This window comes from Rhodococcus pyridinivorans, from assembly GCF_900105195.1.
In the GTDB taxonomy this organism is placed as follows: Bacteria; Actinomycetota; Actinomycetes; order Mycobacteriales; family Mycobacteriaceae; genus Rhodococcus; species Rhodococcus pyridinivorans.
The window spans coordinates 39,085-52,301 of record NZ_FNRX01000001.1 but is presented as its reverse complement, the minus strand read 5'-3'; the positions used below and the strand labels follow the sequence as shown (position 1 = coordinate 52,301).

Here is a 13,217-nt window from a genome sequence, read left to right as displayed (position 1 = left end):
GCGCGGTTCGTCGGCGCCCGGTGCCGCCCCCGGCGTCCTTCGGATCCTGGCGCGGAACCCGGTTCTATATCGGTAAGGTAACGGATTTGGTTCCGGGTTGATGCATGGTGCCGTCCCACAATAACGCTCCTGACATGCTCTTTCGATGTAGATCCGCCGTTGCCGCGACGGGTAAGATAACGAAACGATATACTAAGAAGGCGCTAAAAACTACCTGTCTTAGTAATTGGGTGGGTGTGGGCCTTCTGGCGACCGATGAGCAGGATCCACATCACGGCCGCGGCGGCGAGCACCTCAGGGCCCGAACCGAGCCGGGTCGCCCAGGTCAGTCGGGTACCCAGGGGCAGCTCACCGACGAGGACGTCGGCGGTGAACATCGCACTGCGGTTGGTGACCGCGCCGTCGGGAGTGATCAGAGCGCTGACGCCGCTGGTAGCCGCGACCACCACGGACCGCCCGTGCTCTACCGCCCGTAGCCGAGACATGGCCAGCTGCTGGTAGGTCATCTCGGTGCGGCCGAAGGTCGCGTTGTTGGTGGGCACTACCAGCAACTGGGCGCCTGCCCGCACCGACTCGGCAACCGCATCGTCGAAGGCAACCTCGTAACAGGTCGCCACCCCCACCGGTACGCCGTTGAGCTCGACCCGGCCGGTACCGTCTCCGGGGATGAACCGGCCTGCCTGCGCGGCCGCCGGCCACAGGCGCTCGATCACCGGGCGCAGCGGCAGATATTCCCCGAATGGCACCAGGCGCCGCTTGAGGTGCCGGGCCCCGGGACCTGTCACCGGATCCCACACCAGCGCACTGTTACCGCTGGTGCCGTCCCCGTTGTCGAGCACGGCACCGACGAGGATGGGCACGCCGATGGCGGCAGCGGCCTCATCGAGCTCGGCGTGGGCATCGGCCTGACGCAGCGGATCGATGTCCGAGGAGTTCTCCGGCCACACCACCAGCTGCGGCCGGGGCGCGCGACCCGACGCCACGTCGACGGCAAGTCGTTCGGTCGCCGCGACGTGATTGTCGAGCACGGCCCGACGCTGGGCGTTGAAATCGAGCCCCATTCGCGGCACGTTGCCTTGCACGGCCGCGACCGTGACCGTCGATGCCGGGAAGCGGGCGGAGTCGCGCATCCCGACGAGCGGTGCCGCCGCAAATGCGACCGCTGCCAGCAGCATCGAACCCATCGCGACCGCAGGCCGCCGCTCGCGCGCAGCGATCACGGTTGTGACCACCGCGGTGCCGATCACCGCGACGGCGAAGCCCACACCGGCAGGCCCAGCAAGGGAAGCCAGCTGCAGAAGTGGCCCCTCGGCTTGCCCGAAGGCCAGCCGTCCCCACGGAAATCCTCCGAACGGAATCCGTGCGCGTATTGCTTCGGTGACCACCCAGGCGGCGGCAATCGATACCGGGGCCGCCGGGCGGCGGCTGAGCGCCGCGGCCAGGGCGCCGAATATCCCGACCGCGAGCGCCTCGATCGCTGCAAGCGCCAACCAGGGCACTGGTCCGACGTAGACACCGACCCAGGGCAGCAAGGGCAGAAAGAACCCCAACCCGGCCAGGTAGCCGTAGCCGAAGCCGGCGCGCCTGCGTCGGCCGTGCAGTACGGCGGTGAGCACGGCAATGGCGAGCGGGGCCAACCACCATCCCGTGCGGGGTGGGAAACTGGCATAGAGCATCAGCCCGGCCAGAATCGATGCCGCACTACGCACCGGCACCGACAACTCCGGTCCGCGGCGGCGCACCGAGGTAGGGAGCGCCACGGTGGTGGCCCCCTCACTCATCGACGAGTTCCCTCCTATTAGGCGGACGCGCAGACCCCTGTACACACAGGTACACATGCCCAGGGTGTGTCAGTTCAGTCCGGCATAGGAGTGCAGCCCCGAGACCACCATGTTGATGATGAACAGGTTGAACAGCATAGATACGAACCCGGCAATGTTGATCCAGGCCGCGCGGGTTTCCCGCCAGCCGGCGGTGGCCCGGGCGTGCAGGTAGGCGGCGTAGATCACCCATGCGATGAACGAGACGGTTTCTTTCGGGTCCCAGCCCCAGAACCGGCCCCAGGCGGCTTCGGCCCAGATCGCGCCGAGGACGACCCCGGCACCGAACAAGGGGAACGCGAAGATCGTCGTGCGGTAGGCGAGACGGTCGAGGGCGCGGGCGTCGGGGAGCCGTTGCATGAGTCGGGCCAGCCGGGTATCCGGGCGTTTTTCGGCGTTCAACGCCAGCAGAAACAGCGTGCTGGCCACCCCGGAGACGAGGAAAACTCCGCTCGAGACGGACACGACCGAGACGTGGATCGGCAGCCAGAAAGACTGTAGCGCCGGCACCACCGGGGCGGCATCGGCGTAGAGCACGGTGCCAGCGACGAACAGCAGGATCAGCACCGGGATCAGCGCGAATGCCCACAGCACGCGCAGCGCCGGGCGGCGCAGCACGATCAGCCCGGCAAGTACGCCCACCGCGCAGGTGACGGTGACGAACTCGTACATGTTGCCCCAGGGGAAACGCGCGGTGGCCAGCCCGCGCAGCACCATCGAACCAACGTGCAAGATCAGGGCGATCACGAGGACGCTGACGCCCATGCGGCCGAGCCGGTCCGAAAGGTCCCGCCGGGGTGGCTCGGCGACCCGGCCCGGCCTGTCGGCGGGGACCGCAGAGGTGGTAGAAGTGGCAGAGGTGGTGGCGGCCGCGAGGATGGGTGCGGTACGGCGCACCCGCACGGCCGCGAATTCGGCGATGAACAGCACCAGCGCCAGTAAGTAGATGGCGAAGGCTGTTTCGAAGCTCAGGTCGGAGTAGCGGGCGAGGGTGTCGTCAATCGGCATACGCTATCGGTCTTCCTTCGGAGCAGAGGGCACATCGGGTAGCAGGCGCTGACAGATGTCGGTGAACTCCGAACCCCACCCGGCCTGGTCGGTACGGGCCAATCCCCCCAGTTCGAGGGCGGTGCCGGCGCCGTCAGGGCGCAACCGCACCCAGATCCGGCGGCGCTTGATCACCAGCGAGGCCAGAAGTCCGCCCATCATGGTGATTGCGAAGACCAGCACCCAGTTCTGCGCGGGATCATGAGAGACCTGCAGGTAGGCGAATTCCTCGGCGCCGTCGAACCGTACCGCGGTACCGTCGGCCAGGGTCGTGGACTCGCCGGGCTTCAGGTTGACGCGGTCCTGTTTGACCAACCGGCCCTGATTGATCATTTCGGAGTTCAGCTTGAAGATCGACTGCGGAATGCCGGTATCCAGGCCGGTATCGCCCTTGTAGATGTCGATGGCCACGGCCGGATCCAACATGTCGGGGAACACCGAGGTCAGCAAGGTGCCGTCGAACGCTGCGGTGGGCGCGAACAGCCCTTCGAGCGCGATCTGGTTGCGGCGGCGCTCGTCCGGATCCGGGTAGGTGCCGCCGGGCGGATCGAAACGCAGGGCGCCGCTGCTGAGGAACGTGGTGGCGTCCTCGGGGGCGAACTGCAATGTTTCGGTGCGCGATTGTCCGTCGGGGAAGGTCACGGTGAACCGGGGCGCGTAGCCGTGGCCGGTGAGGTAGACCCGTTCGTTGCCCAGGCGCAGCGGTTCGTTGACCCGCAGTCGGTGCTGCTGCCAGCGGTCGGTGCCCAAGTCCTCTCCGTTTTGGTAGGAGATGTTCGAGGTGAACATCTTCGCTTGGCCGTTGTCGAGGTAGTCGGCGGAAAAGTCCTCGACCCTGACGCAGAAGGGCTCGAGTCCGGTGCCGTCGGTGGCGGTACCGGCTCGGAACGAGTCGTACACCGCCGGGGAGGTGTTGCAGAACCCGGGACCGCCGTCGGCGATGACGATCACCGCGCCCTCGTACCCGAACAACCGGCCGGTGGCCACCGCCACCAACAACCCCACCAGGGAGAAGTGGAAGACCAGGTTGCCGGCCTCGCGCAGGTAGCCCTTTTCGGCGGAGATCGACCGGTGCCCGTCGTCGCCGGTGCGGGTGACCGTTCGCCACCGGCGCAGCACGGTCTGTACCTGCTCGAGAGTGTCGTCGATGGGAGTGTCGAGTTTTCCCTGGTGGTGGTGCGGCAGCCGGGACAGATTGCGCGGTACCGCGACCGGCTCACTGCGCAGCGCCCGCAGATGCTCGCGCAGGCGCGGGAGCAGACATCCGATGAGCGAGATCATCAGCAGCGCGTAGATGGCGGTGAACCAGAAGCTGGCGAACACGTCGAACATTTCGAGTCGGTCCAGGAGCGGGCCGAGAACCGGGCGGGCGGCGATGTACTCGTCGACCTTGCCGACGTTGAGGTTGCGTTGCGGGAGCAGCGCCCCGGGGATCGCGGCGACCGCGAGCAGGAACAGCAGCACCAGGGCGGTGCGCATCGAGGTGAGCTGACGCCACAGGTTCCGGGCCTGGGCGAGGGCGCGGCGCCACGGAGGAGGACTCGGTAGCGGTGGTGCCGGATTCCGGTCGGTGAGGGTCATATCGGTAGCACCACGCTGGTGACGAACTCATCCCGGATCCACGCGATGAACAACTCCCATGCCCCGGTCAGCAGAGCGATGCCGACCGCGAGGAGCATCACGCCGCCGACGATTTGAATGGTGCGAGAGTGGCGGCGCAGCCATCCGACACCGCGCAGGGCCGAGGACGAACCGAACGCCAAGGCGATGAACGGCAGTCCCAGTCCCAGGCAGTACGCGACGATCAACAGCACTCCGCGGGCGGCGGTGGTGCCTTCGGTGCCGGCCGCCACAGACAGCACCCCGGCCAACGTCGGGCCCAGGCACGGTGTCCACCCCAGCGCGAAGACCCCACCGAGCAGCGGGGCGCCGGCGAGTGAGGAGATGCGCCGGGGCGCAAAACGGGTGTCCTTCTGCAATGCCGGAATCAGGCCGATGAAGGCCAGGCCCATCACGATGGTGATCACCCCGCCGAGGCGTTGGAGCAGTTCCTGGTTGATCCGCAGTGCCCCGATCACCCCGAATACCGAGGCGGTGGCCAGCACGAACACCACGGTGAAACCGGCGACGAACAGGCCGGCGGCGCCGGTGACCCGCCACCGGCCCGTGGTGTGTACCCCGGCGGTGCCTACACCGGCAGGGGTCAGGGCCGGTGCTTCGGCGCCGGAGACGCCGGCCAGATACGACAGGTAGCCGGGCACCAGGGGCACCACGCACGGAGAGGCGAACGAGATCAACCCGGCCAACAGACAGGCGCCCACCGCCAACAGCAGCGGCCCGGACGCGGCCGCGGTCTGGAAACTCGCCCCGATTCCCTGCGCGAGCACAGTCACGGTCACTGTTCGGCCGCCACGCGTTCGATGACCGGTTGCAGGTCCTCGGTCAGCAGGGCCCGCAGGAACACCGCCGCGACGCGATGCTGCCGGTCGAGGACGAGCGTGGACGGGATGACGCTGGTGGGAAAGGCGCCACCGAGGGCGGTCAAGGTCGCCATCGGCGGGTCGTAGATCGATGGGTAGGACACATTGTTGTCGATCACGAAGTCCTGGGCCTTGTCGCGCTGGGGATCGCGGACGTTGATACCGAGAAACTGCACTCCCAGATCCTGGGTGGCTGCGTAGGCGCGCTCGAGATCGTCGGCTTCGCTGCGGCACGGGGCGCACCACTGTCCCCACAGGTTGAGCACGACCACCTGGTCGGCGTAATCGGCCAGGTCGACGGTGACGCCGTCGGTCATCAGGTCCGGGCCGGAGAGCGCGCCGAGGGTGCCGCGGTCGGCCGGCGGATCGTAGAAAATGTCGGTCTGTCCACCGGGGGCGACGAAATCGAAGGTGCCACCCTGGGCGACGGCGTCGGAGCCGGTGCCGCAGCCGCTCACCCCCACCAGCACCACCACGGCCAGGACCACTCGGCCCAGCAGTCGAGACGGCCGGCCGCCTGTCGGCTTTACGCCGGTCATCGCAGCAGCCCGTTCACCGCGGCACGGACCTGGTCCGGGCCTGTGAACACCGCGGGCTCGGCGATCCGGTCCACCGAACCGTCGCGCTGCAGAAGGAAGGTCAGCGGCAACACGGGTGGGCCGGCCAGTGCCTGCTGTGCCCGGTCGTCGGTGTCGACGAACGAGGGGTAGCCGATGCGCAGGTCGGTCATCAGCGTCGCGGCGGAGCCCGCGGTGTCCTGCACGTTGATCCCGATCACCCGCACCGCGCCGGGCTCGCGGGCGTAGGCATCGAGCACGGGCATTTCTTCCCGGCACGGTCCGCACCACGAGGCCCACACGTTGAGCAGGGCCGGTTCCCCGGCCAGGGCGCCGCCGAGATCGACGGGGCGGTCCGAACCCAGGCACCGCACCGTCACCTCCGCCAGGGGACCTGCAGCCCCGATGCCCGTGCCGGTCGGGCAGGGCGGGGTCGCGCCCGGGTCGGGCAGAGCGTTGCGTGCCGGGGCGGGGCGGGCGGATACCGCGGTCGGCTGTAGCCCGGAATCGGCTGGGGTCACGGTGTCGTCCTCCCGTTGGGGCCACAGCGCCACCACGAACGCGACGATCACGAACAGACACGTGATCGACCATGCGGCTCTGGTAGACATGTGGCCCCTCTCCGTTGTCGTCCGACCGAAATACTACGCGAGATAGTATTTCGATCGGACGACCGGTCGGGATCAGCAGCACATCATCGACGCACACATCTGGCATGCGCCGCTGAGCATCATCACGTGGCAGTCCCACAGCGCCTGCAAATTCGCAATCATTTCCTGCATGTTTCACCTCCTCCTCGATCGCGATGCGCCGCTTTCGCGCATCTACTATCTCCGTACGTAGATAGTAGATGTAGACGGGAACGCTGGTCCTGGGCTCGTCCAGCAAGGAAGCGTTCATGCCGAAAACGACCGGTTCACCTCCGCTGTGGCGCCCGTGGCGGGTTCACCACCTCGAGGCGGTGGAGGACTACCTTGCGAGCCTCTACCGTCGGAGCGGCCGCTGCGAAGAAACCTCGACCACGGCGCGGGCAGCCCGTCTGGGCTGGAGGCTGTCAGCAGTGTCAACCATGCACCGACGCCAGGGGGCCGCCGATCTGATCGTCCGCCCCACGGCGCACCGAGCGGAGTTGACCGGCCACGGCCGACAACACGCGAGAAACGTGGTGCGGCGGAACTGCCCGGTGAAGACCTTCAGGGCACCGGAGTTGTCCCTGCTGTGGATCGAACTCCCGAGAGAGGCCGACCGGCTCGAGCATGTTGTCGGCATACTGTTCGAGGTCCGACTCGTCCGGGTCCTGGGATATCCGCGGTCGAACCCGTTCGGCAGTCCCATCCCGTTCCCGACCGAAGACCGCGCCGAGTCGTGGCCCGATCTTCTGACCGCCGTCCTGCCCTGTCGACGATTCACCGTTCGGCGCATCGCCGATCACGACTCGGTGGCGCTCGGACTGCTGACCGGAGTCCACATCGGCCTGCACACCGTCCTGACCGACGTGGTGCTCGATCCGGTCACCGACCTGGTGCACTTCGACACCGCCGGCCACCGGCACATCCATCCGCTCGGTTGCGCTCAGTAGGTGCACGGTCGATCCGGGTGATCGGGAGGGTCAACGGCGGTGACCGGCCGCGGACGCATCCGGCCCGCCTTACCCTGGGAGAACGGCAGACACGAAAGCGGAGGCAACGGTGCGGGTGAAGGGGTTCGGTGAACTCGAGGCCGTGGTGATGGACCGGATCTGGGAGCGCGAGGGCACCACCACGGTCCGGCAGATCTTCGACGCTCTCGCCGCGCACCGCGACATCGCCTACACCACGGTGATGTCGACGATGGACAACCTGTACCGCAAAGGGTGGCTGGCACGGGTCCGCACCGGCAAGGCATTCACCTACTGGCCGACACTGAGCCGGGAACAACACACGGCTCGGCTGATGCGCGAGGTGTTCGACGCGGGCGGGCAGACCGATCTGGTCTTGACCCACTTCGTCGAGCAGATGAGCGCGGAGGAGTCGGCGAGCCTGCGCCAAGCACTGCGTCGACTGTCCGGCGGCGAGGACACCGCGTGATCCCCGTCCTCTGCCTGCTGCTCTACGCCGCCGCCGTCGCGGTGTTCGGTCCCGTGGTCCTGGCACGGCTGACCGCCGCCGGGATCGCCCCGCGCCTGGGCGTGGCCGCCTGGCTGAGCGCAATCACAGGTGTGTCCGTCGCCGCAACCGCTGCCGTGGCGATTGCCCTCGTCGACGTGCTCGGCAGAGGTGGTGACGCCGCTCGATGGATCGTCGACTGTGTCGGCGCGCTCTCGACAAGCGTCGGCGAGCACTCCGGCGCAGACATGCGTCTGCTGTCGGGAATCGTATTGTCCGGGGGGCGGCCGTGGGGGTCGTCGGGGCGTGGCGGATCTGCCGGGGTGTGCAGCCCCGCCGAGCCCGCACCCATGAGCACGCCCACCTGGCCCGGATGGTCGGACGTCGCATCCCCGATCTCGACGCAGTGGTGATCGACTCCGAGGAACGAGTGGCGTACTGCATAGCCGGACGCGAAAGATCGGTGGTGATCACCCGTGGCGCGTTGGCGGTGCTCGATCCCCGGCAGCTCGCCGCCGTCCTCGCGCACGAGCGAGCCCACCTCGGCGGCCGCCACTCGCTGGTGCTCGATGTCGTTCACAGTGTGGCAGCGGCACTGCCCGGGGTTTCCCTGTTCCGGGTCGGCGCCACCGAGATCGGGCGTCTGTTCGAGATGTGCGCTGACGACGTGTCGGTCCGCGGACAGGGAAGGCGGGCCCTCCTCGGCGGTTTGCTCGCCTTGGGTGGGCATCCGGCCCCGGAAGGTACCCTCGGCGGCGGCGGTGGGCTCACCGCCCGCGCCGCGCGGCTGGTCAGCCCGCCTCCGCCGCTCGTTCGTCTCGGCGTCACCGTCCTGCTCGGGGCCGTCATCGTCACTGTCCTTGCGGGGCCGTTGATGTGCACCTTGATGGATTGAGGCGTTGGGCGGCACCCGAGGTCCCGGGGGCCGGGGGCCGGCGTGGCCGAGGGCGATCCCACCAGGGCGGCGACTCTGTCATCGTCGAAACCCGATATAATCCCCTTCAATCGATTATAGGTGTGCGCCGAAGCGTTGCTGTCTTCCCGGATCGCTCGTAAGCGGACGGGTTCGGGCGCCGGGTCGAAAGGTGCTCATGAATCTGCTCGCGTCCGTCCTGCAGGCGGTCGGCCTGTTTCTCGTGACCAATATCGACGACATCATCGTGCTGTCGCTGTTCTTCGCTCGAGGAGCCGGGGTTGGGGGCACCACCACAGCGATTTTGGTGGGACAGTATCTGGGATTCGGCGCCATCCTCGCCGCCTCCGTTCTGGTCGCAGTGGGGGCGACGACCTTCTTGCCGGAGGAGGTGATCGCCTACTTCGGTCTGATCCCTCTGCTTCTGGGTGCGTACGCCGCATGGCGGGCATGGCGGGGGCGAGGGGAGGACGACGAACAGAAAACCGCCGGTAAGAAGGTCGCGGTAGGGACGGTCGCCGCGGTTACGTTCGCCAATGGAGGCGACAACATCGGGGTCTACGTCCCGGTGTTCGTCACTGTCGGAGCCCCCGCGGTGGTGGCCTACTCGATCGTCTTTTTGGCCTTGGTTGCAGTTCTGGTCATCGCGGCGCGCTACCTCGCCACCCGCAAGCCGATCGCCGAGGTTCTTGAGCGCTGGGAACACGTGCTGTTTCCGATCGTGTTGATCGGTCTCGGCGTGTTCATTCTCGCCGAGGGTGATGCATTCGGGCTGTGAGGATGCCCGCCGGTGACCCGACCTATTCATATCGTTGAGTGCCGGTTATTATCGTCATATGACGATCAATGATGTGGGTTGCCACGCCCGCGAATCCGTGGATTCGGCAGTGGCGTTGTTCCACAGCCTCTCCGACGGCACCCGCCTAGCCATCGTGCGCCGGCTCGCCGGCGGTGAAGCCCGCGTGGCGGATCTGGTGGGCGCGCTCGACTTGGCGCAGTCGACGATTTCCGCGCATGTGGCGTGCCTGCGGGACTGCGGTCTGGTGCAGGGCCGACCCGAGGGCCGGCAGGTGTTCTACTCGCTGACCCGACCGGAACTGCTCGATCTGCTCGCCGCGGCCGAAACCCTCTTGGCCGCGACGGGCAACGCCGTCGCGCTGTGCCCGAACTACAGCACCGACACCGGGGAGAAGTCGTGAGTGACGCGTGCGGTTGCGGCCACGACGAACCCCGCGTCGAGGGTGAGGAAGACCACGAGCCCGACAAGTGGTGGCAGGTCACCGAGATTCGGGCGGCCGCCGTCGCCGGGCTGCTGCTGGTTGCCGCCCTGGTCGTGGGGTGGACCGACGGCCCCCACCCGGTGAAGCTGACCCTCGAAGCCCTGGCGCTGATCGTCGCCGGCTACACCTTCGTCCCCTCCACCCTCACACGCCTGGCCCGCGGCAAGATCGGGGTCGGCACTCTGATGACGATCGCCGCCGTCGGCGCCGTGCTGCTCGGCGAGGTCGGCGAGGCCGCGATGCTCGCCTTTCTGTTCGCCATCAGCGAGGGCCTCGAAGAGTACGCGGTCACCCGCACCCGCCGCGGCCTACGCGCCCTGCTGAATCTGGTGCCGGACACCGCCACCGTCCTGCGTGGCGGTCGTGAACAGACCGTCGCCCCCGCAGAGTTGGTGCTCGGGGAGATCATGATCGTCAAACCCGGGGAGCGGCTCGCCACCGACGGCACCATCCGCACCGGCCGCACCGCCCTGGACACCTCCGCGATCACCGGCGAATCCGTCCCGGTCGAGGCCGCACCGGGCTCCGAGGTGTTCGCCGGCTCGATCAACGGCACCGGCGTTCTCGAGGTCGAGGTCACCGCCGGTGCGCAGGACAACTCGCTGGCCAAGATCGTGCGGATCGTCGAGGCCGAGCAGTCCCGCAAGGGCGAGGCCCAGCGTCTGGCCGACAAGATCGCCAAGCCTCTGGTTCCGGGGGTGATGGTTGCCGCGGCGCTGATCGCCGCGATCGGCAGCGTGTTCGGCGATCCGCTGGTGTGGATCGAACGCGCCCTGGTGGTGCTGGTCGCCGCGTCCCCGTGTGCGCTGGCCATCGCGATCCCGGTCACGGTGGTCGCCGCGATCGGCGCCGCGTCCAAGCTCGGTGTCCTGGTCAAGGGCGGTGCCGCCCTCGAAGCGTTGGGCCGGATCCGCACCGTCGCGCTGGACAAGACCGGCACCCTGACCCGCAACCGCCCCGAGGTCATCGACGTCGCCACCACCGGCGGCGCCACCCGCGGCGACGTCCTGAACGTCGCCGCCGCCCTCGAGGCCCGCAGCGAACACCCCCTCGCCGCAGCGATCCTCGCCGCCGTCGACGACTACACCCCGGCCGAGGACGTCGATGCGGTCCCCGGGGCCGGACTGACCGGACACGTCGGCGGCATCCCCGCCCGGCTCGGCCGGCCCGGCTGGATCGATCCTGGCCCCCTGGCCGCGGATATCGAGCGGATGCAGCACGCCGGAGCCACCGCGGTGCTCATCGAATGCGACGGCGCCCTGATCGGCGCGGTCGCGGTGCGCGACGAACTGCGCCCCGAAGCCCGCGACGTCGTCGCTGAGTTGCGCCGCGACGGTTACACCGTGGCGATGCTCACCGGCGACAACGAGCGCACCGCACGAGCGTTGGCCGCCGCCGTCGGCATCGACGAGGTCCACGCCGATCTGCGTCCGGAGGACAAGGCCCGCATCATCGACACTCTCCGCGGTACGCGGCCGACGGCGATGGTCGGCGACGGCGTCAACGACGCCCCGGCCCTGGCCACCGCCGACCTCGGGATCGCGATGGGCGCGATGGGCACCGACGTCGCCATCGAAACCGCCGATGTCGCCCTGATGGGTGAGGACTTGCGGCACCTACCCCAAGCCCTGCAGCACGCCCGACGCTCCCGGACGATCATGTTGCAGAACGTCGGCCTCTCGCTCGCGATCATCACCGTCCTGATGCCCCTGGCCCTGTTCGGGATACTCGGGCTGGCCGCCGTCGTCCTGGTCCACGAGATCGCCGAGATCATTGTGATCGCCAACGGGGTGCGCGCCGGACACGCCCGGAGCCTGACCGCGACAACAGAATCGACAAAGTCATCCGTGCCGGTCGCCGGAGCTCGGTCATGACAGATAAGGACAACTCCGTGTCGTCCGTAGTGCCCGTGGGCAGGCGGCGTTGCGGCCGAGGTATTCTCGTCGTGCTGGTGGGTGCCCTGGCTGCGGTCGCGTTGGCCCTCGATCCGGTGGCGCGCGACGCGCTGTCCGGTGGGCGGGCAATCGATTTCGGGTTGTTGCAACTACGGTTGGCCTACAACACCGGGGTCGCGTTCAGTCTCGGTGACCAGCTCCCCCCTACCGTCGTTCTTGCCGTCACCGCTGCCCTCACCGTGACGATCGGCGTGTTCGCCTGGCGCACTGCACTCGACAGTCCACTGATCCAGACCATCGGCCTGGCCGCGATCGTCGCCGGCGCCACCGCCAACGTCGTCGACCGCTTCCTTGATGGCAAAGTCACCGATTATTTCCACACCGGGTGGTGGCCCACCTTCAACCTCGCCGACACCTACATCACCTGCGGTGTTGTCCTCGTCGTCGGCGCCCTGCTTCTCGCAACCTCCAACAGGGACCACATCTCATGAGTCGAATGCCCGAACAGCTGCGCACCCTCTACACCGCGGAGATGACCGCCGCTCGACATAGCAGCGACGATGTCAGGCGCTGGCGCCACCTCGAACGCGCCCACATCTTGTCCCAGCCCTACCCGTGGCCGCACACCCGCAACCACCTCGCCATGTTCACCTTGGCGCTGCGCCAGCGTGATCGCCGCGAGGCTGTGGGCCAGGTCGTGCGGATTCTGCTCGCCGCTCCCGGCTCGGCGCTGGGCCGCTACCCTCAAGGCAACACCGGGCGTACTTCGGCGGGGCTGATGACCCCGATGCAGGTCCCGGAGGATCTGGTTTCGATGCTCACTCGACCCACCTGACACCGCGCCTCTCGCTGCGATTGAGTCAGACGGAACAACAAGTCCGGTAGTGCACCGTCTTCCTCATCTACTACTTGCTGTCCGAGTTCGAAAGGGGCCAGTCAGGGACCACCCGCACGTTGTGCTGCGCAGACACGGATTATGTTGAGGTCCGGGCAATCATGTGGCGGCCAGAATCGCAGGACTCGACTTGCCCTCATACCGTCGAACCGAGGTGAACGAGTCCTGCGACCTGACTCTCCCTTCCCTCAGAAGGGAAGAAAACCTTCCGTCTCATTCTACAGAGCAGATCCCGAAACCGGCACG

General features: G+C 67.8%; 15 protein-coding genes. 9 read left to right on the top strand and 6 right to left on the bottom strand.

Features of this window, described 5'->3' with window-relative positions; genetic code table 11:
• Positions 1-203: 203 nt before the first annotated feature.
• The 6 genes from lnt to BLV31_RS00210 all read right to left on the bottom strand — a co-directional run bounded on the left by lnt (position 204) and on the right by BLV31_RS00210 (position 6,515).
• The gene (gene lnt, locus BLV31_RS00235; RefSeq protein ID WP_006554178.1) at positions 204-1,781 is read right to left on the bottom strand and encodes an apolipoprotein N-acyltransferase; all 1,578 of its coding nucleotides are present in this window, start codon (positions 1,779-1,781) and stop codon (positions 204-206) included.
• 69 nt (positions 1,782-1,850) lie between these two features.
• Positions 1,851-2,828, bottom strand: coding sequence for a c-type cytochrome biogenesis protein CcsB (gene ccsB, locus BLV31_RS00230; protein ID WP_006554179.1), 978 nt, complete (start codon positions 2,826-2,828; stop codon positions 1,851-1,853).
• A gap of 3 nt (positions 2,829-2,831) precedes the next feature.
• Positions 2,832-4,448 (bottom strand): cytochrome c biogenesis protein ResB, encoded by a 1,617-nt coding sequence (gene resB, locus BLV31_RS00225; RefSeq protein ID WP_006554180.1) that lies wholly within the window; start codon positions 4,446-4,448, stop codon positions 2,832-2,834.
• The gene (locus BLV31_RS00220; RefSeq protein WP_006554181.1) at positions 4,445-5,266 is read right to left on the bottom strand and encodes a cytochrome c biogenesis CcdA family protein; all 822 of its coding nucleotides are present in this window, start codon (positions 5,264-5,266) and stop codon (positions 4,445-4,447) included. Before BLV31_RS00220 ends, resB begins: the two co-directional genes overlap by 4 nt.
• Complete coding sequence (locus BLV31_RS00215) at positions 5,263-5,886, bottom strand: TlpA disulfide reductase family protein (RefSeq protein WP_051121670.1); 624 nt, start codon at positions 5,884-5,886, stop codon at positions 5,263-5,265. The genes BLV31_RS00220 and BLV31_RS00215 overlap by 4 nt, the downstream gene beginning before the upstream one ends.
• The gene (locus BLV31_RS00210; RefSeq protein WP_006554183.1) at positions 5,883-6,515 is read right to left on the bottom strand and encodes a TlpA family protein disulfide reductase; all 633 of its coding nucleotides are present in this window, start codon (positions 6,513-6,515) and stop codon (positions 5,883-5,885) included. The genes BLV31_RS00215 and BLV31_RS00210 overlap by 4 nt, the downstream gene beginning before the upstream one ends.
• Before the next feature lie 287 nt (positions 6,516-6,802).
• On the opposite strand from BLV31_RS00210, the gene BLV31_RS00205 reads away from it, so the two are divergent.
• The 9 genes from BLV31_RS00205 to BLV31_RS00170 all read left to right on the top strand — a co-directional run bounded on the left by BLV31_RS00205 (position 6,803) and on the right by BLV31_RS00170 (position 12,911).
• Positions 6,803-7,483, top strand: a complete 681-nt coding sequence (locus BLV31_RS00205; RefSeq protein WP_081263500.1) for a metal-dependent transcriptional regulator — start codon at positions 6,803-6,805, stop codon at positions 7,481-7,483.
• 109 nt (positions 7,484-7,592) lie between these two features.
• A complete protein-coding gene (locus BLV31_RS00200) occupies positions 7,593-7,970 on the top strand; it encodes a BlaI/MecI/CopY family transcriptional regulator (RefSeq protein WP_033098566.1) in 378 nt (125 codons plus the stop codon).
• Positions 7,967-8,401: a hypothetical protein gene (locus BLV31_RS24865; RefSeq protein ID WP_162273077.1), complete on the top strand. Its 435-nt coding sequence runs from the start codon at positions 7,967-7,969 to the stop codon at positions 8,399-8,401. The genes BLV31_RS00200 and BLV31_RS24865 overlap by 4 nt, the downstream gene beginning before the upstream one ends.
• Positions 8,362-8,883 carry a M56 family metallopeptidase gene (locus tag BLV31_RS00195; protein WP_162273076.1) on the top strand — a complete coding sequence of 174 codons (522 nt, stop codon included), beginning with the start codon at positions 8,362-8,364 and terminating at the stop codon, positions 8,881-8,883. The genes BLV31_RS24865 and BLV31_RS00195 overlap by 40 nt, the downstream gene beginning before the upstream one ends.
• 196 nt (positions 8,884-9,079) lie before the next feature.
• Positions 9,080-9,679: a cadmium resistance transporter gene (locus BLV31_RS00190; protein WP_006554188.1), complete on the top strand. Its 600-nt coding sequence runs from the start codon at positions 9,080-9,082 to the stop codon at positions 9,677-9,679.
• A gap of 58 nt (positions 9,680-9,737) precedes the next feature.
• Positions 9,738-10,100 carry an ArsR/SmtB family transcription factor gene (locus BLV31_RS00185; RefSeq protein ID WP_081263498.1) on the top strand — a complete coding sequence of 121 codons (363 nt, stop codon included), beginning with the start codon at positions 9,738-9,740 and terminating at the stop codon, positions 10,098-10,100.
• Positions 10,097-12,055 (top strand): heavy metal translocating P-type ATPase, encoded by a 1,959-nt coding sequence (locus BLV31_RS00180; protein ID WP_033098567.1) that lies wholly within the window; start codon positions 10,097-10,099, stop codon positions 12,053-12,055. The genes BLV31_RS00185 and BLV31_RS00180 overlap by 4 nt, the downstream gene beginning before the upstream one ends.
• Entirely contained in the window at positions 12,052-12,567 is a 516-nt protein-coding gene (lspA, locus tag BLV31_RS00175; RefSeq protein WP_051121673.1) for a signal peptidase II, read from the top strand. The genes BLV31_RS00180 and lspA overlap by 4 nt, the downstream gene beginning before the upstream one ends.
• The gene (locus tag BLV31_RS00170) at positions 12,564-12,911 is read left to right on the top strand and encodes a DUF3703 domain-containing protein (RefSeq protein WP_033098568.1); all 348 of its coding nucleotides are present in this window, start codon (positions 12,564-12,566) and stop codon (positions 12,909-12,911) included. Before lspA ends, BLV31_RS00170 begins: the two co-directional genes overlap by 4 nt.
• The last annotated feature ends 306 nt before the right edge of the window (positions 12,912-13,217 follow it).

Excerpts from the sequence above, each read along its gene's own strand:
- lnt (WP_006554178.1), bottom strand. The coding sequence starts at position 1,781 with ATGAGTGAGGGGGCCACCACCGTGGCGCTCCCTACCTCGGTGCGCCGC.
- ccsB (WP_006554179.1), bottom strand. The coding sequence starts at position 2,828 with ATGCCGATTGACGACACCCTCGCCCGCTACTCCGACCTGAGCTTCGAA.
- resB (WP_006554180.1), bottom strand. The coding sequence starts at position 4,448 with ATGACCCTCACCGACCGGAATCCGGCACCACCGCTACCGAGTCCTCCT.
- BLV31_RS00215 (WP_051121670.1), bottom strand. The coding sequence starts at position 5,886 with ATGACCGGCGTAAAGCCGACAGGCGGCCGGCCGTCTCGACTGCTGGGC.
- BLV31_RS00210 (WP_006554183.1), bottom strand. The coding sequence starts at position 6,515 with ATGTCTACCAGAGCCGCATGGTCGATCACGTGTCTGTTCGTGATCGTC.
- BLV31_RS00205 (WP_081263500.1), top strand. The coding sequence starts at position 6,803 with ATGCCGAAAACGACCGGTTCACCTCCGCTGTGGCGCCCGTGGCGGGTT.
- BLV31_RS00195 (WP_162273076.1), top strand. The coding sequence starts at position 8,362 with ATGGTCGGACGTCGCATCCCCGATCTCGACGCAGTGGTGATCGACTCC.
- BLV31_RS00190 (WP_006554188.1), top strand. The coding sequence starts at position 9,080 with ATGAATCTGCTCGCGTCCGTCCTGCAGGCGGTCGGCCTGTTTCTCGTG.
- BLV31_RS00185 (WP_081263498.1), top strand. The coding sequence starts at position 9,738 with ATGACGATCAATGATGTGGGTTGCCACGCCCGCGAATCCGTGGATTCG.
- lspA (WP_051121673.1), top strand. The coding sequence starts at position 12,052 with ATGACAGATAAGGACAACTCCGTGTCGTCCGTAGTGCCCGTGGGCAGG.
- BLV31_RS00170 (WP_033098568.1), top strand. The coding sequence starts at position 12,564 with ATGAGTCGAATGCCCGAACAGCTGCGCACCCTCTACACCGCGGAGATG.